Here is a 15,675-nt window from a genome sequence, read left to right as displayed (position 1 = left end):
GTTATTCGGTCACGGTTAATTTGGCGGGCAAGTTCGGCATCGGCGCGTTGTCACGCAGTTTTTTATCGAACTGATAAAGGTTCTCCGCATTCACATCTTTCGGTCCACGCGCCAGCGTCGATGTAGGTCGGATGATCCGCGGAGTGATGATGATTGCCACTTCTCGGGTCTGCTTGTCATCGTTCTTGTTGCGGAACAGACCGCCCAGTAACGGTACGTCGCCAAGCACAGGCAATTTTTGAGAATCCTTGGAAATCTGGTACGAATACAAACCGTTCAACACCACCGTCTCGCCGTCACGCGCATTGAATTCGGCGGTCGTTTTCCTTTTTAGCAGGCCAGGGATGTTCTGAATCGTCACGGATCGATCGATGCTACTCACCTCGACATCGACCTTGGCATAAATAACGCCTGAGCTATCTGCCACAGGAGTAACTTCGGCGATGATGCCGTACTCCTTAAATTCAACCGTGGTCTGGCCGAATGCGCCTTGGACCGGTAGAGGTATTTCGCCGCCGGCAATGAATTTTGCGGTGCTGCCGCTGCGCGTAGTCAGATTCGGCGCCGCCAGCATTGTCGCCTCTCCATCCTGAACAAGCAGGTTGATCTTCGATGTAATCACCGACGCCAACGTGACAAACCCCTTCGGCGGCCACACTTTCAACGGGAAATTGCTCGACATATCAACTCCTGACGATGCCTTGTCCGGAATATAGCGATACAAGGAATTGCCTACCGGATCCGCAATGACACCGGCCGCAGGGCCATTGATCGTAGAATCCCAGCTGATACCAAGCGAACTGGAGCCTTTGTTAGTCAATTCCAGCACCTTGAACTCGAGATAAACCATCTTTTCCCAACCGACCTTGCCGACAAAATTCACGACATCTTTGTACATGTCGGCGATCGCCTTGACCCGGTCCTGGTTGGCGTCACTGACCATGTCACCTTCGAGGACAATCTTGTTGCCGGCAATCCGCGCCGTGACATTGTCGACATTCACCAACAGCTTATTGATGTCCTCCAGTTTCTTTTTCATGCTGGAATCGATCACGTTGAACGTGCTCACTTGTTCAGTGCCGTCCTTCAGCCAAAGATGCAAAGTGGACGATCCTTCTTTCTCAGCGATCACCAACAACTGCTTGTTGTCCATGGTCGTCACGGAAATGACACTGCCATTGCCAATCGCAATGCGCGTCACTTCCACTGGAAATACCCGGGCCTCCCCCGCAAACATTTCAAGATCCGTCGGCAACGCCGCTTTGGCGTTGGCAAATACAGGCGCAAGCGCGCATAAAAAACATACAAGAAATCTAATCACGTCTGTCTTTCGTTCTTATCTAGGGAATATTTTGTTGGATTTTGTATCGGTCTTGTCGGAAGACGAGGCGATACCAAGCCGACTCTTGACGTCGTATCCGCCAGAGCTGCTTGCATTGGCGCCTCCTTTGGCTGTGATCGCCGAGAGCAAGCTTTGCCCGAATGCGTCTGCCTGGGTCTTCTGCAAACCGTTGCCGGTTCCGCCGGTGATGATTTCAATGAAATTTCCACGACCGGCAACCGGTGCATCCGCCACCTTTTTAAACGTCACTTCATCCAGCGGAGTGGAAGCGAATGAAGCGGTATCTTCCGTGTTACGCAAGACGGCAGTGAGACTACCGAGCTTTTGTGCAATCAGGACTTTCTCCGCCTGATCGGGTGAAACCTTCAATGTCACGGTCGTGAAATCCTGGTTCTCCTCGCGCTCCTTGCCGTCCTCGGTTTTCACAATGCGCTTTTTCGTCATTTTTCCTGTCGCAAGAACCGGCACGGCCTGCAGCAGTGGCCTGACATGCGTCAATTCTTTAGGTCCCGATTCGGTACCCGAAGCAGCAGCTCCGCCGCCGCCCGCAGAAGAAGTACGTGGCAGATAGGAGTTTTCAGTCAGACCTTTACCAGTAAAGATCAAGTCGATGATGTCACCCGGCACCAGCAAGCCGGAGATCGAACTGATCTCGTCCACCGGGAAGGTAATGGCACGCTCGCCTTTGGCAACAGTAGTCGATAGTGGCGGCCTGTCTGAACGCTCCAGCACACCCCGGTCAATCGGATCTCCCGGCTTCAATCCGGTAACCACGCGCTGGCCACTGACCGTCTCCAGATCGTCCGGTTGCAGCACATTGCTGGATAGATAACGCACTGGGATCTTGCGTACGGCCAGATTGTCCGTCGACAGCACGCTGCCAGGAGCGATGTCGACAGCAGCAACAATCACTTGTTTGGTTTCATACTGACCTGCCAGTTTTTTTTCTGCCTGCGCAAGATAGTTTCGTAAATAGTACTGAGCACCAACGAAACATAATATTCCGAGAGCAACAGCACCGCCGAGTAGCAGAGTGTTTTTTGATATCTTCAAGGAAGCGACTTCTTTTAAGTAAAAAAATTAGAGGACGGAAGTCAGAAAACTGAAACCGCGAAAAAAATTTCTAAATGCAAAAGCTAAAACCTCTGCCGGCGTCTTCCCGACAAATTCGGGCACACCGACCACCGATGGGATCGGAATGAACATGACGATCGCGACCATTGTCACAATCACGACATACTCCATCAGCGCCTGTCCGCTTTGCGCATACGCTCGGTGATATGCGTGACGTTTCATTTTTCACCCAATAAAAACAATGCAGCGACAACGCCACAAAACGGATTTTCCAGATCACGGAAATAGGATTTCATCAGAGTCGCTGCGGTCATCGCGATGACATCGTCACGGTGTTCATCATGACGACCGCACCACCGCCATCGTCCGGGGTGAGCACCGCGTCAAAGTCGCGCGTTCCCTTGTCCGCCGCCAATCTCGTTCCGGCCGCCGTTTTGCGACGCTCCTGCACTTTCCAGCCATTGGCACGCAAGGCCGTTTCCAGTGAGCTGGCAGTCGCATCAACAGATCGCCTGGAAACGGCGGTGACCTGTTGTGAACTCCGGTCCGAATCGGAAGACTCAACCACCGACATCGATTGCAAGCCGGTAGGCAGGCGCAACTGCAAGACGGGTTCACGCATTCTTTTCGGCGATGTCAATGCAACAAATCCCTCAATCTTTCCAGGCCCGGCTTCGCGTATCTGCACACTGCGGTGTTCATCGCCGAAGCTCTGATTCAGCACGGTCCAATCCCCTAACTTGTTCTTCTTCACGCTTGTGCGATAACTGCTTCGTTCCCAGGCGTCCTGAAATTGCTTGAGCAATTGATCGGCCGGTTGATCAGTTACGAAGTAACGGATATCCATCGGAATTCCGTTTAGCCGCATCTCCGGGCCAACATTTTGCAATTGCAGGTTGTCCGGCGAATCGAGCCACCCGGCATAAGCACAGGAACAAGCCAGCATTGAAACCAGCGACAAGGCAAGGCCAAGTACATGCTTTTTCATGATCTCGTTATGTTCAATAGCATCCGGAAGCGGACTGGTACATTGGGATATTCCGCGCACCCGTTCCCAACCTGTCGGCGGGCACAATGTCCGGACAAATTTCGCCCGGCTTGAAATTCTTGAAGCTGGGTTCGATAATGGACAATGCCCATTCCAACGGAGTAAGGATCGGTTGAATCTTTTCAAAAATGGCGGTCGGTGCAAAACTGCGAGTGCGCATTGCCGCCTGGCGTGGGCTATCGGCATCCCAGCTATCAGTGACCAAGGCATTTGACTCCGTCAATGTCAAATTCAAGTTATCCAGAGGCTCAGGCAGTGATCCAACGTTGGCGATCTTGACGCTAACCTGGCTCTTGTAAAATCCGCCGGTATTCAATTTCTCGCCGCCTGTCAGGGCGCCGATTGCTCCAGTGAGACCGTTCAACACGCTATCCACTGTCCCCGCTGCGCTGCCCGGCAAAGGGCCCGAAGTAGTACCAACCGTAACGTCGCTAGGTTTGGCAATCAACGCGTCCTGATTCCTGTGATCAAGCCACATCGAAGTTTGTGTATTCCAGGCAGCGTTGCTGGCAATGCCATCTGTCGACCGAAACGCATCGCGATTCCAGCTGAAGATACGCGCCCGCGTCTGTTGCTCTATCTGGCTGTCTGCGTAGCCTGCAGGATGCACCGTGCGCTCCCAAGCTGCATAACGTGCGGCCTGGATCGTCGCCGCCTGGATATCGTGGAATTTCCCCAGGTACCAAATGCCCAGGAACAAGGCGACCATCACGCCCGATACGACGATCAGCTCAACCATCGCCTGGCCGCATTGGCGCCGATAGCGCGATGTTTTCATTGGCTGTAGCTTTCTGCCTGGAAGCGTTTCGCAGCGCCATCCGTCACTTGACGCAATGACACCGGCTCGGTGATCACCACATACGGAAAGCGCGGATCCTTGCCAGCCGGGCGAGCCTTGGAGTAAAGCGTAATGGGTTGCTGGTTGGACTCCACCAGGACGCCATCTTTTTCATAGATGCACATATCGAGCAGCAAGCCGTTAGCCAGCATGGGATGCGATTTTGGCCAGCAGCGCAAATTGACACCATTTACCGTTCGCTGCTCGCTGAAGTCTGATGCTTTCCCCGATGTCGAAGATGCGGTGTACGTGCCGGCATCGGTTGTATCGACCGTCGCCTTGCCATCATCAGCAGCGGAGATATCGATTTGCTTGCCGCCGTGCAGAAGCGTGACGCTATAGGCTTTGCTCGGAGAAATCTTGTATTCGCAACCGTTTTCAGGAGTGATGGTAGAGGTATCCGTCGAGTAAAGGGATTCGCTCTTCCTCACAAAAGACTTGCCGTCCGTGACGACGGTAATGCGCTCGGTCGCATAACCGGCCGGTGGATTGGGAAAAGGTTTCACCGGCAGGTGTTTCAACTCCGCCATCATCGAGCACATCTTGTAGGCAGTCTCTTTGACTACCTGAAACGGGCCATCCGCTGGCTCCGGGCGCACCAGTTGAACCAGTTCGTAAGTATTCCCGGCGGCGGCAGTCGGTTCTCCGGCCGACGACGCACTTTGTCCGCACCCTGCCAAAACCAGACCCGCCATCGACATCATTAGAATCAACTTTGAATTAAGCATTTCCCTCATCGCCTTCAATTGCATGAACCGCTCCCATCAATAATTGCTGCAACTGGCGCCAGGCCTTTGACAGCGTCGACAATCCCGCGCGATATCGCGCTGTTGGTCGCCAGCGAGGCGCGCCAGTATGGGTTGAACAAACTTGGATATTCGATACCTCCGGCACGATCGCTGCCGTATGGACGAGAGAAACGCACGCAGGCGGAAGAAAGCGCAAAAACCCCGGCATTTCCGCTGGCAAAATTGGGGGCAGGATCAACAATCGTGCCATCGTGAAGAATGGCCTTGCCCTGAATGTTGGGGTCATCGGAAGTTTTGATTTGCGCCCTGTTGATCACCACTTCAACCACGAACGGCAGGTGTAGATCGGCGTCTTTCACTGTGGGATTTTTGATGTCCCGATAATTTGGAAAAGGCGTTTCAATATTTTTTGCGTTCTGACCATTAGCAAGACCTTGGGCGAGCCGCCCGTCGATCGAATTCCAATCACCTGTTTGCGAAATAGCTTTGCTAACCTTATTCGGGTTATATGCTTGAGCGCCGCCCCACCCGGTCGGGACAGTCGCGAGCCAGCCTTTAGGCGTCCATCCAGTTTGGACTTGCGACGAATCGAGCCCCTTCCATGCATCGAAGTCAATCAGATCTGTGCCGCCCTGCTTGCGAAACTTAAAGACAAAAGGAACGCCAATACTCCAGTTGCGTGAATAGGTAAACCCGTCCCGCGACAACAATGTCACTTCACGCAATCTGGTACGCCTGTCGCTACCGACTTTCCCGCCTCTGGTGCCGATATAGGAATCTGTGAATCCAATCCATGCCAATTCATTTTTGGCAAAAAGCTCTACCGCCGCGTTACTCAATTGCGCGCCGTTCTGTTGCGCCACATTTTTCGCCAGATCCTGCGCGACCACGGTCCCAGACAAATTCATAATTTCTTGCGCCGGATAATAGAGCTGGTTAATGCCGCGCAAGGCAATTTCGGCGATAGGCAACGCGCTTTGTACGGCCTGGTCGACTTCCTTAATCACGCTGCCAACTTCGATCAGCGCTTCTCCCAGGTAAGGCACAATTTTTAGCAAAGCCATTGGGCCGTTATTCACAAAACTATCGACGTAAGAAACCCAAGAACGGAGGCTGACAGATTGTGCAATCGCCACTTCATTGGCGACCATGGCCCGATTCGTGTAGGCCTGAAAATTCAAGGTACGTGCCTGCCAGACTGCGCCACTGTAAGCGGCGGCATCGGCGGCATTCATCGCGCGCATTTTGGCGTTAGTTGTTTGGCCCGAATTAAAGGCGATCAGGAGCGCGCCGACCAGGGCTGCAGCAAAGCCAAGAAACAGCACCAGCGTCTGCCCGCTTTGCAAAAAAGTCCTGACGCGCATGATTCAATGCCTTTTTTTCAATTAATGGAAAGGTGAGTCCAGACAAGCCGATGCGACCCTAACCACAGGTCGCATCGGCTTTGCTTCATGCTGTTATTGCTCAAAAGACTTCAAGTCTTTTGTCTTGGTGCCTTCATTTTGAGCAGTGGTGCCCGTTGTTGTAACGTTGCTACGAACACCGGCTGCGGAACCGCCGGCCAGCGTTTGTGCAGCAGCAGCGGTCTGACCACGTACCACGCCACCAAACGCTTGATACACGCCGATAGCCGCGATAGCGATCAGCGCAACGATGATGATGTACTCCGTCATACCCTGGCCCAATTGACGCGATTGCAATTTAATTTGTTGCATGATTTCCTCGAATTTTGAATTACAATAAAGTTACCCATCGACAACAAATGCATTTTAGCAACCAATTTTTACCGCGTCATTACATTTGTTTACATTTGAATACAGAAAATAACATGTTGTGCGGAAACTTTTTTACGAGTTGATGGCTCAAAATCCGCTATATTTCGCTCTATACATTGAAGTAAATCCTCAAGAAATCTGACAACTTTTCTAATCAAAAAAATTTATTCCCGCGTGGAAATTTTGCAACACCTCTTCTTAAACCCATTTCCCATACCCAAGCCTGAACATGTCATCCAATTCAAAGCTAGCGTTTACCGTTGCCCTTTGCATCGCCATTCCATTATTTGGGTGCAAGCGAAAAAGTGACGTACCACAACCCGATGTTGCAGTTGCAGCCGCCGTTGCGCCTAGCAAACCGGCAAATGCGGAGTCCGCAAATAACCCTCCAAATCCAAAGACAGGATTTGACCTGAATAGCGTCCCGGTTTCGACTATTCCGCTACCGCCCTTTCCTTATCTCGATTGGCCACAAGGCCTGGCAGATGGCGATCGGTTCAGCGACAAATCGGCTTTCGATCGCGCCTACGTAGTCGCTGGAAATGAATTGCACGCGGTGGAAGGACGTATCGAAAATCGCCGCTTCCGGGATGCGGATGCGCAGCTGACGCAGCTCGCTTCGCAACGCAACTATGAAGCGGCAATCAAGGCACTCGGCGGCGTAAAAGTGAATACCGTGCTGCCAGGCGATCCTGCTTTCGTCAAGGCGAATGGCGGCGATCTTGGCGACCTCATCGTCAATAAATTGCACCTCAAGGATTACGTCGATGCGTACGACGCTTACCTGATTCGCACACCAGAGAAAAATATCTGGATTGCGGTCACAACTAGCTCCACTTCAACGCAAATTTCCACTATCGAAGAACAGGCGATGAAGCAGCAAGTCGCCTTCGTGACAGCCGACGCGATGCAAAGCGAACTCAACACCAAGGGACATATTGCGCTGTACATCAACTTCGATACCGACAAGGCCTTGATCAAGCAGGACGGCATGGCGGCAGTAGACGAAATCGGGAAATTGTTGAATAAGGACCCCGCCCTTAAATTGTCAGTCGAGGGGCATACCGACAACAGCGGCGATGCGCAACACAACAAGGCGCTCTCGCAACAACGCGCCGATGTGGTCGTAGCGACTCTTGTCACGAAAGGGATAGACAAAGCTCGCCTCAGTGCAAAAGGCATGGGCGCGGACAACCCGATTGCAGACAATGGAAACGAAGAAGGACGTGCAAAAAACCGCCGCGTGGAATTAGTAAAACAGTAAAACGCATGCCGGTCTGCAGCGATTGCCGAAAACATCGCTGCTCACCGGTTGCCGCTTGAAAGTATCAACTGACCTGGATCGCAGGATTGCCTGCGCCCGCTTCTAACAACACCTTTATTGCGACTCCGCTACTATTAAAAATGATACTCACATTTAAAAAATCGACCTTTTTCTGCCTCGGCATTTTCAGTGCATGCGCCGTTAACCTTGCAGCCGCTCAACAAACTTCATTCCGGGTAAACGCCATCGAAGAGAGAAAAAATGCAGTGGTGAATATCGACAACGGTATGGTTGCGGCCCTTGGCAATCCGCAAACACTGAACGGCATCATTGGTACAACCAAGGACTTCAAAGGACAAGAATTTCCCGCCTACATCGTATTTAATCAATCCGTACCTGAGTCCCGATTGATGGGGCTCGCCGAGTTTCAAGGCAAGTTGGCTGGAGCTGTGAGTTGCCAGTTGATTCGACTGGGAAGCAGTCCTGACCTTCCTGCTGTCAAGGTTGCAGTCCTGGCGCAAAACTGTACAGTCAAAACACTGAATCACTAATCCCTCCGCCCACAACGGCCCCTGTCTTGTACCGCAGGGGCCGCTGAACTTCTCCCGCCAGTTGCTCCAGCTGGCCACTCTCCAAAATCCAAATCCCTCGCCCATCGTCGGACGGCGCCAATTGTGGCGCATTTTCTTGTCCGTTCAGGATCGCAGCAGCTCTCCCGAGTTCTACCGCATAATTAATGCTTGACCTAGAGCGCACTCTAACTTTTAAGCTTGATTCCATGACCACTTCCATATCAATTCAACAAGCTTCCGCAGCCACCGGACTGAGCATCCATACTTTGCGTTACTACGAAAGGATCGGGTTGATCGATCCGGTGCCGCGCCAAAGTAATCAGCATCGCCTGTATCGCCAGGAAGATTTGCGCTGGATTGAATTCTTGCTCAGATTGCGCGCTACCGGCATGTCGATCCAGCAGATGTTGCGCTATGCCGAACTGCGCAGGATGGGAGAGCAACTTGGCAGTGTGTCTGAGCGCAAGGTGTTGCTGGAACAGCACGCCGAAACGCTCGAAGCAGAGCTTTTGGTACTTCAGGACACGCTGGCGATGCTGCGCGACAAAGTCGCACTGTACGCCGGCATGGAAGAAAAACTGAAAGCGACCCTCAACGCATAACCGGAGAATCGCATGGAACAAAGCACAACTACCACATACGAAAAAGGCTTGAAACGCTTGAAGGAAGTCGACGACATCGCCGGCGAAAAGGTCATCGACAGCTTGGCCGACATTTCACCCGATCTTGGGCGTTACGTCATCGAGTTCGGTTTCGGTGAAATCTATTCACGCCCCGGCTTGACGCTGCAGCAACGCGAACTGGCAACGGTAGCTGCGTTGACCGCAATGGGCACCGCACAGCCGCAGTTGAAGGTGCATCTTGCTGCTGCGCTGAATGTTGGCCTGTCACGCCTGGAAATCACTGAGACCATCATGCAGATGGCGCTGTACGCCGGCTTTCCGGCAGCGCTGAACGGCATGTTTGCGGCGAAGGAAGTATTTGCCGAACATGATCGGCTTGCGCAATCGCAGATGGCAACAAATTAATGGGGTGCCGGGACCTCCCGGCGGTGTTCGCTAAATGATTCCGGCTCGCTCCGCTTGATCAAGGCGGAGCCGCAGCACAGATTCCTCGAGAATGGTCCGGCAGTAGATCATCGCATGTGCATTTTTTCTATCGCCTCAGGCGGATAACCTGAAATGCGCCTGCCATGTGAATACCCGATAAGGTCTTCGACTGTCAGACGATGAGGCCATGATGGCGGCCCTTGCAACACACTGAAACCTGCTGTGAATGAAGTCTAAGTGAGTTGCGCGTCGCGCAGGAAATACTGATTCGGGATAGGGATATAAGAAAAAACGATAGCCTACTTTCCGCAGGAAAACATCTGTTATAGGCATTTGCACCGACATGGCGATACAACTCTCGCGTCGCCGCCAAGCCTGTTGTGACAGGCTCGGTTGCATGTGCAAAGCCAGAAACAGTCAGAAATCCAGGCATGAGACTCGGTATGGTGGATCGGGAACAGGAAGGCCGCAAGGCCTCTGTTCTTTCAATGCGGCGTAACCCGCCGCAACCAATCCCCCACCAGACAACAGGAGTCGCTCATGGAAAAGCTCATCACCCCGGACATCAACAAATTAAAGCTCGACAAGGCTGTCAACGAATACGCGATGGCAAAAAAATTGTGCGATTTATTCGACACCGACGTCGTCCTAAGCACGGCGGCAAACGACATCGCCGGCTGCGCATTGAACCTGCTGAACTCTCTCAATGAACAGGTAAGCGTTCATATCAAGAACAAGGAAAAAGACAATAATCTGAAGAGTGCGGTGGAAATCCGGGACGCGGTTGCCACCGCCTATTCGGCCGATAGCCCATTGAAGATGTGGACGCCGGAGGTCAGCGTTCAGCTCGAAAGCAAGGACAAGGCATTTGTGTTTGCCAGCGCGACGCAACACATCGCAACGCTGTGTGCCGACAAGAAAAAACGCGACTCGAAAACCATCGGTGAAATTATCCGCCTGTTTGGCGGTGTCGCGGAACAGATCCATTTTCATTTTCTGAAAGCGGTCGCAAATCAGATCAATGCAACGGATATCCAGTTAACCGTCCCGACAGGGAACAATCAGCATGTATCGGTACGCTGGGATTTCTTATGCAGCACACGCCCGGCATACCGGACCACTGCGTATGGCGAATTGGCTTTCTCCCGCGAAGCCAGGGCAAGGACGCCTTGGAATTTCAATCCTGGCAAAAGAGTCGATAAGGAAATTACCGACGTACTGGGATTTCCCGACGACCAAAACATCAAGGCCGGAAATTCCTTCTTCCACCCTCTGCTGCCAGGCGACGTAGTGCGTTGCATCGACCACGTTTTGGGATTGCCTGAAGGCGCCTCGATTTCCGGCACCACTTCGGACACCATCTGGGCAACGGAAATTATCAGCAATTTCCTCCATGGTACGGGCAAATCCTTCGATCCGAACATCTTGTTGCTGCCGCTGGCAGCGATCGTTTCCGGATACCACCATACCGCGCTGGAAGTCGGTCTTGCCATGAGCATCAACGGCTACATCGCCTATCAACCCGGCTGGTACACCAGTTTTCAAAATGGCGAGATGATTAAAACCGTTTCGGGAAAACTCATCCAGGATATCCTGGTGAAAGCGGAGACCAGCGACAAAAATCGCTTGATGCTGATCGCCACCGATACTGAACCAATGACAGTACACGTGGCGAAAAATGACAGCGACAAAGAGAAGTTCAGGAAAGCTGTCACCATGGATTTCGACGGCTACAAAAAGTGGTACAACCTGGCGCGATCTCCTGTCAGGAACACCTTTTCAATCAGTGCAATCAATGAGGCGACGGCAGGATTGCTGACCTGAAGTCAACACGTGGAAGCACAGTGCCGGCCCGGCAAACCGGCACTCTCGGAGCGCTCAAGGCCGCGCCAGAATTTTGGCGTGCAGCCACTGCCCGCTGCGGCATAACTCGTCGGTCACTTCCAGCACCAGCCGCTCCACCGCTGCCGCCGCCGTGGTCAGAGGAATATTCTTCGAAGCGCACAATGTCAGCGTGCGCGACAGCTTTTCTCCGCTGATCGAATAGGCGGTCATTTCCCCGCGCTTGATCTCCGGCAGCAACGGCGCCACCGGCAGGATGGTGGCGCCGATGTCTGCCAGGATGGCTGATTTCATGATGGTCACCGAACTGATTTCGATCACATTGTCGAGCGCGATGCCCGCTGCCCTGGCGACGCTTTCGATGCGCGGCCGCACGCCGTGCTGCAAACCCGGCAATATCAGCTTGGCCTTGGCTGCACGGGCGAAAGTGATCGAACGACGTGCTGTCGCATATTGCGATCCGGCGCGCGTGATGAACATCATTTCCTCTTCCACCAGCGGCGTGGTGGCAAACGACGTCAACTGGCCGTCATCGAACAGGATCGCCAGATTGATACGACCGGTCTTCAATTGCTCGATCAGGTTTCCGGTCAGTTCTTCCGTCAATTGCAGCGATATATCCGGATACCTGGCACGCATCGCCGTCAGCAACGGCAAGGCCAGGATGCCGGAAGCGCTTTGCGGGATGCCCAGCGCGACGGTGCCGGTTGGCTTGTCGGTCGATTGTGCCACTGCCGATCTGGCGTCAATCACCTGTTTCAGGATGGCTTGCGCATGTTCGTAAAAGGTCTTGCCAGCATCGGTAGCCAACACGCCCTGCGCCGACCGGTGCAGCAGTTGTGCGCCGAGTTCATCTTCCAGCTGCTTGATCTGCTGGGTCAGGGCCGGCTGCGCAATATGCAAGACCCTTGCTGCGCGCGACAGCGAACCATGATCGACAATGGCGACGAAATAACGCAGCTGACGCAACTCCATATGGCAATAACCCCGGCAATGAGTGTGGAACGGCGCGTTTCCCGGCGCCTGCCCGGCAAGTGTAAACGACGTAGCCATCCGATGGGTGTGCGGCTACAATGCTTTTCAATTAAAAGGCAGCTGAAATTTCCACCGTCGTTTCTTATAACTACACAAAAAGGTAGAGAGACATGTCCGATAATTCAATCCCATCCAAACCCAGCAGCTTCGAAGCCGCGACCTACGCCAAAGTCACCTGGCGCCTGCTGCCGCTGCTGTTCCTGTGTTACGTCGCATCCTATCTGGACCGCGTCAACGTCGGCTTCGCCAAGCTGCAGATGCTCAACGACCTGAAGTTCAGCGAGACCGTCTACGGCCTCGGCGCCGGGATTTTCTTCATCGGTTACTTTATCTTTGAAATTCCCAGCAACATGATCCTGCACCGGGTCGGCGCTCGTCTCTGGATCGCACGCATCATGATCACCTGGGGCATCATCTCGGGCGCGATGATTTTCGTCGACAGCCCGACCACATTCTATGTGATGCGTTTCCTGCTCGGCGTCGCCGAAGCCGGCTTCTTCCCTGGCGTGATCCTCTACCTGACTTATTGGTACCCTGCCCATCGGCGCGGCAAGATGACTGCCCTGTTCATGACCGGCGTGCCGCTATCAGGCGTCATCGGCGGCCCGCTGTCGGGCTGGATCATGAAAGCCATGCCGGGCGTCCACGGACTGGCGGGCTGGCAATGGATGTTCGTGCTGGAAGCTATCCCTTCGCTGATACTCGGTGTGGTGGTGATCTTTTATTTGCAGGACCGGATCCGCGGCGCCAAATGGTTGAGTGAAGAAGAAAAGGTGTTGCTGGAAACGCAGGTACAGGCTGAAACCAGCCAGAAGCAGGAAGTTTCGCTCGGCCAGATGTTTGCCAATCCCAAAGTATGGCTGATGGCGCTGATCTATTTCTGCTTTGTCATGGGATTGTACGGCGTCAGTTTCTGGCTACCGACCATTATCAAGACCACCGGCGTCACCGACACCTTCAACATCGGTCTGCTGACCGCTATCCCTTACGCCTCCGCGGCTATCGCCATGATCCTGATCGGCCACAGCGCCGACAAACGGCGCGAACGGCGCTGGCATGTAGCGATCCCGGCGCTGCTGGGCAGCATCGGCCTGGTCATGAGCACCGTCTATGACCACAACACGCTGCTGGCGATGTCGGCCCTGACACTGGCTACGATCGGCATCATTACCGTACTTCCGCTGTTCTGGAGCTTGCCAACCGCGTTTCTCGGCGGCGCGGCGGCGGCGGCTGGGATTGCGTTGATCAACTCGTTGGGCAACCTGGCCGGCTTCGTCAGTCCCTATCTGGTCGGCTGGCTCAAGGACCAGACGCACAGCACCAACAGCGGCATGTTCGTGCTGGCGGCGTCGCTATTGCTCGGCGCTGTGCTGACGCTGTCGCTTTCGCCACGGCTGGTGAACAAATAGATATCGGAAGGGAAATGCATGGCGCCAAACGCACTCGCATTCACGCCAGCTACCGAGGAGGACCTGCCATTCCTGCTGGCGCTGCGCGATGCCACCATGACCCCGCACCTGGTACGGGCAGGCGCGGCAATTGACGAAGCCTCTCAATTGGCGCGTATTCGATATCGCTTTGAACACGCGCAGATCGTTTCCCTCAAAGGCCGCAAGATCGGCCTGTTGAAAGCCTGCAAGGAAGAAGCGCAGTGGTACATCGTGCAAATCCAGATCGTGCCGGAGTGCCAAGGGCAAGGATTGGGCCGGCAAATCCTCGAACACATACTGGCGCAGGCCAGCCGTGACCGTTTACCGACGGCACTGAAGGTATTGGAAGGCAATCCGGCGCGGCGCTTGTATGAAAAACTGGGCTTCAGGGAAGCGCGCCAGGAAGGCATCGAATACCTGATGGTCTGCCATCCCCGATTGGCCATTGTGTAAAAAAATCGCAAAGTGCTTGCATTCGCGTTCTCGATGATCAATAATTTAAATGAGAATCATTACTATTTAAATCAATCGAGCAAGGAGCATCTGATGGACGGTTCGCACCACGCGGCAGCCCCGGTTCCGGGCGGCGCAGAGGAATACCAGACCCCGCCTGAGCTATTGATCTCGGCGGTGTTGCACCTGATCTCCCAATACAATCGTCACCACCTAGCAAGCGGCGCCTGCGTACAGTCGGCCACGACCATCGAACGCCATCTGCGCACGCTGTCGGACTGGCCAGGATTGGCGCCGGTGTTGCGCGCCACTTGCCAGCAGTTGTCCGATCAATGGACCGTGATGATCGAACAGGCACTGCCCAAGCCGAAACCTGAGCGTTCAGCCTTTATCACGCGACTGCTTGCCGGTCCGCGCGCGATTTAGCTGACGCTTTAAGCGGCAACACGAGTCATCCTTTATGGCGCGCTTTGGGCACTCCCAGAGCCGCATTTGAATTCCCCGGGAAGGGAGTGTATCCGCCTCGCTTACGACCTGGAAATGATCATCGCCAACGACCTGCCCGTTGCTGACGCTGACCGCAGTATTTCCAGTTCTGAAGCCCGTCGGATAGTGTGTCCTTGTCGGCATTAGCCAGCACCGTTGCAGTATCTCCTCCTGCTGCGGTTGGTAGCCAAGCCGTTTTTTTCTTCCCTCAAGTCCCACGATCCGCCCATCTCCTACAATGGGAAACGGACTTGTCCTACAGCGCACAACACATCCGACGACGTATCATTGATACTGGATGTACAAGATTCCCTACAGCAAGCAAAGGAGCGCACATGTTGACCTACCTGCACCTGACCCCTATTGTTTCACTGATCGCCGGCGTGCTGATCCTGGCTATTCCGCGGCTGTTGAACTACATCATCGCCTTGTACCTGATTGTCATCGGCCTGATCGGTCTGTTTGGCGCAAGATAACGATTGCGGCCAATTTGCATCGATTTACAACTATTTTGGCCAATGCCGTTACTCGTGCTTGACAAGCCCGGACTGTATCCCATACATTAAGTGCATGTTTTCCACACGCATCCAATCCTGCTCACTACTACACATTGCTGGCTCCCTGCCAGCGATGCTGCTAGTGCCGCTACTAGCGCTATCGCTACTACGCGCACTATGATCCTGGCCCCGTTCTGACGGGGCACCTTGGCAAAGCTTCA

18 protein-coding genes are annotated in these 15,675 nt (G+C 53.8%); 9 read left to right on the top strand and 9 right to left on the bottom strand.

What is annotated here, in order from left to right:
* Position 1: 1 nt before the first annotated feature.
* The 8 genes from ACIPF8_RS00365 to ACIPF8_RS00330 form a co-directional block, all read right to left on the bottom strand.
* Entirely contained in the window at positions 2-1,237 is a 1,236-nt protein-coding gene (locus ACIPF8_RS00365) for a type II and III secretion system protein family protein (RefSeq protein WP_400416403.1), read from the bottom strand.
* A gap of 99 nt (positions 1,238-1,336) precedes the next feature.
* Positions 1,337-2,395: a Flp pilus assembly protein CpaB gene (cpaB, locus tag ACIPF8_RS00360; RefSeq protein WP_400416401.1), complete on the bottom strand. Its 1,059-nt coding sequence runs from the start codon at positions 2,393-2,395 to the stop codon at positions 1,337-1,339.
* A 27-nt stretch (positions 2,396-2,422) separates the two neighbouring features.
* Complete coding sequence (locus ACIPF8_RS00355) at positions 2,423-2,638, bottom strand: hypothetical protein (RefSeq protein ID WP_400416398.1); 216 nt, start codon at positions 2,636-2,638, stop codon at positions 2,423-2,425.
* 88 nt (positions 2,639-2,726) lie between these two features.
* Positions 2,727-3,404, bottom strand: coding sequence for a hypothetical protein (locus ACIPF8_RS00350; RefSeq protein WP_400416395.1), 678 nt, complete (start codon positions 3,402-3,404; stop codon positions 2,727-2,729).
* A 13-nt stretch (positions 3,405-3,417) separates the two neighbouring features.
* Positions 3,418-4,242 (bottom strand): TadE/TadG family type IV pilus assembly protein, encoded by an 825-nt coding sequence (locus tag ACIPF8_RS00345; protein ID WP_400416392.1) that lies wholly within the window; start codon positions 4,240-4,242, stop codon positions 3,418-3,420.
* Entirely contained in the window at positions 4,239-5,054 is an 816-nt protein-coding gene (locus tag ACIPF8_RS00340; protein WP_400416389.1) for a hypothetical protein, read from the bottom strand. Before ACIPF8_RS00340 ends, ACIPF8_RS00345 begins: the two co-directional genes overlap by 4 nt.
* Complete coding sequence (locus tag ACIPF8_RS00335; RefSeq protein ID WP_400416386.1) at positions 5,045-6,415, bottom strand: pilus assembly protein TadG-related protein; 1,371 nt, start codon at positions 6,413-6,415, stop codon at positions 5,045-5,047. The genes ACIPF8_RS00340 and ACIPF8_RS00335 overlap by 10 nt, the downstream gene beginning before the upstream one ends.
* A 93-nt stretch (positions 6,416-6,508) precedes the next feature.
* Positions 6,509-6,766: a hypothetical protein gene (locus tag ACIPF8_RS00330; RefSeq protein ID WP_400416383.1), complete on the bottom strand. Its 258-nt coding sequence runs from the start codon at positions 6,764-6,766 to the stop codon at positions 6,509-6,511.
* A 289-nt stretch (positions 6,767-7,055) separates the two neighbouring features.
* On the opposite strand from ACIPF8_RS00330, the gene ACIPF8_RS00325 reads away from it, so the two are divergent.
* The 5 genes from ACIPF8_RS00325 (at position 7,056) to ACIPF8_RS00305 (ending at position 11,535) form a co-directional block, all read left to right on the top strand.
* Positions 7,056-8,090, top strand: coding sequence for an OmpA family protein (locus ACIPF8_RS00325; protein ID WP_400416380.1), 1,035 nt, complete (start codon positions 7,056-7,058; stop codon positions 8,088-8,090).
* A gap of 86 nt (positions 8,091-8,176) precedes the next feature.
* Positions 8,177-8,641, top strand: coding sequence for a hypothetical protein (locus ACIPF8_RS00320; RefSeq protein WP_400416377.1), 465 nt, complete (start codon positions 8,177-8,179; stop codon positions 8,639-8,641).
* A gap of 227 nt (positions 8,642-8,868) precedes the next feature.
* Positions 8,869-9,264: a MerR family transcriptional regulator gene (locus tag ACIPF8_RS00315; protein WP_400416375.1), complete on the top strand. Its 396-nt coding sequence runs from the start codon at positions 8,869-8,871 to the stop codon at positions 9,262-9,264.
* Positions 9,265-9,276: 12 nt separating this feature from the next.
* Complete coding sequence (locus ACIPF8_RS00310) at positions 9,277-9,690, top strand: carboxymuconolactone decarboxylase family protein (RefSeq protein WP_400416373.1); 414 nt, start codon at positions 9,277-9,279, stop codon at positions 9,688-9,690.
* A 561-nt stretch (positions 9,691-10,251) separates the two neighbouring features.
* The gene (locus ACIPF8_RS00305) at positions 10,252-11,535 is read left to right on the top strand and encodes a hypothetical protein (protein ID WP_400416371.1); all 1,284 of its coding nucleotides are present in this window, start codon (positions 10,252-10,254) and stop codon (positions 11,533-11,535) included.
* Between the two features lie 54 nt (positions 11,536-11,589).
* Here the strand turns inward: ACIPF8_RS00305 and ACIPF8_RS00300 are convergent, their stop codons facing one another.
* Positions 11,590-12,528, bottom strand: coding sequence for a LysR substrate-binding domain-containing protein (locus tag ACIPF8_RS00300; RefSeq protein ID WP_400416369.1), 939 nt, complete (start codon positions 12,526-12,528; stop codon positions 11,590-11,592).
* Between the two features lie 170 nt (positions 12,529-12,698).
* On the opposite strand from ACIPF8_RS00300, the gene ACIPF8_RS00295 reads away from it, so the two are divergent.
* From ACIPF8_RS00295 to ACIPF8_RS00280, 4 genes are all read left to right on the top strand, one after another.
* Positions 12,699-13,997, top strand: coding sequence for an MFS transporter (locus ACIPF8_RS00295; RefSeq protein ID WP_400416366.1), 1,299 nt, complete (start codon positions 12,699-12,701; stop codon positions 13,995-13,997).
* Between the two features lie 18 nt (positions 13,998-14,015).
* Positions 14,016-14,471 carry a GNAT family N-acetyltransferase gene (locus ACIPF8_RS00290; RefSeq protein WP_400416364.1) on the top strand — a complete coding sequence of 152 codons (456 nt, stop codon included), beginning with the start codon at positions 14,016-14,018 and terminating at the stop codon, positions 14,469-14,471.
* Positions 14,472-14,564: 93 nt separating this feature from the next.
* A complete protein-coding gene (locus ACIPF8_RS00285) occupies positions 14,565-14,897 on the top strand; it encodes a hypothetical protein (RefSeq protein WP_400416362.1) in 333 nt (110 codons plus the stop codon).
* 395 nt (positions 14,898-15,292) lie between these two features.
* Positions 15,293-15,433 (top strand): DUF3096 domain-containing protein, encoded by a 141-nt coding sequence (locus ACIPF8_RS00280; protein WP_400416360.1) that lies wholly within the window; start codon positions 15,293-15,295, stop codon positions 15,431-15,433.
* Positions 15,434-15,675 lie beyond the last annotated feature (242 nt).

It is taken from the genome of Collimonas sp. NPDC087041 (assembly GCF_044745265.1).
Taxonomy (GTDB): Bacteria; Pseudomonadota; Gammaproteobacteria; order Burkholderiales; family Burkholderiaceae_D; genus Collimonas.
This window is presented reverse-complemented; position numbering and strand designations above follow the sequence as displayed.

Bases quoted from the DNA above. Each gene is read 5' to 3' on its own strand.
- ACIPF8_RS00365 (WP_400416403.1), bottom strand. From the start codon at position 1,237: ATGTTTGCGGGGGAGGCCCGGGTATTTCCAGTGGAAGTGACGCGCATT.
- ACIPF8_RS00355 (WP_400416398.1), bottom strand. From the start codon at position 2,638: ATGAAACGTCACGCATATCACCGAGCGTATGCGCAAAGCGGACAGGCG.
- ACIPF8_RS00350 (WP_400416395.1), bottom strand. From the start codon at position 3,404: ATGAAAAAGCATGTACTTGGCCTTGCCTTGTCGCTGGTTTCAATGCTG.
- ACIPF8_RS00345 (WP_400416392.1), bottom strand. From the start codon at position 4,242: ATGAAAACATCGCGCTATCGGCGCCAATGCGGCCAGGCGATGGTTGAG.
- ACIPF8_RS00340 (WP_400416389.1), bottom strand. From the start codon at position 5,054: ATGCAATTGAAGGCGATGAGGGAAATGCTTAATTCAAAGTTGATTCTA.
- ACIPF8_RS00335 (WP_400416386.1), bottom strand. From the start codon at position 6,415: ATGCGCGTCAGGACTTTTTTGCAAAGCGGGCAGACGCTGGTGCTGTTT.
- ACIPF8_RS00330 (WP_400416383.1), bottom strand. From the start codon at position 6,766: ATGCAACAAATTAAATTGCAATCGCGTCAATTGGGCCAGGGTATGACG.
- ACIPF8_RS00325 (WP_400416380.1), top strand. From the start codon at position 7,056: ATGTCATCCAATTCAAAGCTAGCGTTTACCGTTGCCCTTTGCATCGCC.
- ACIPF8_RS00315 (WP_400416375.1), top strand. From the start codon at position 8,869: ATGACCACTTCCATATCAATTCAACAAGCTTCCGCAGCCACCGGACTG.
- ACIPF8_RS00310 (WP_400416373.1), top strand. From the start codon at position 9,277: ATGGAACAAAGCACAACTACCACATACGAAAAAGGCTTGAAACGCTTG.
- ACIPF8_RS00305 (WP_400416371.1), top strand. From the start codon at position 10,252: ATGGAAAAGCTCATCACCCCGGACATCAACAAATTAAAGCTCGACAAG.
- ACIPF8_RS00300 (WP_400416369.1), bottom strand. From the start codon at position 12,528: ATGGAGTTGCGTCAGCTGCGTTATTTCGTCGCCATTGTCGATCATGGT.
- ACIPF8_RS00295 (WP_400416366.1), top strand. From the start codon at position 12,699: ATGTCCGATAATTCAATCCCATCCAAACCCAGCAGCTTCGAAGCCGCG.
- ACIPF8_RS00290 (WP_400416364.1), top strand. From the start codon at position 14,016: ATGGCGCCAAACGCACTCGCATTCACGCCAGCTACCGAGGAGGACCTG.
- ACIPF8_RS00285 (WP_400416362.1), top strand. From the start codon at position 14,565: ATGGACGGTTCGCACCACGCGGCAGCCCCGGTTCCGGGCGGCGCAGAG.
- ACIPF8_RS00280 (WP_400416360.1), top strand. From the start codon at position 15,293: ATGTTGACCTACCTGCACCTGACCCCTATTGTTTCACTGATCGCCGGC.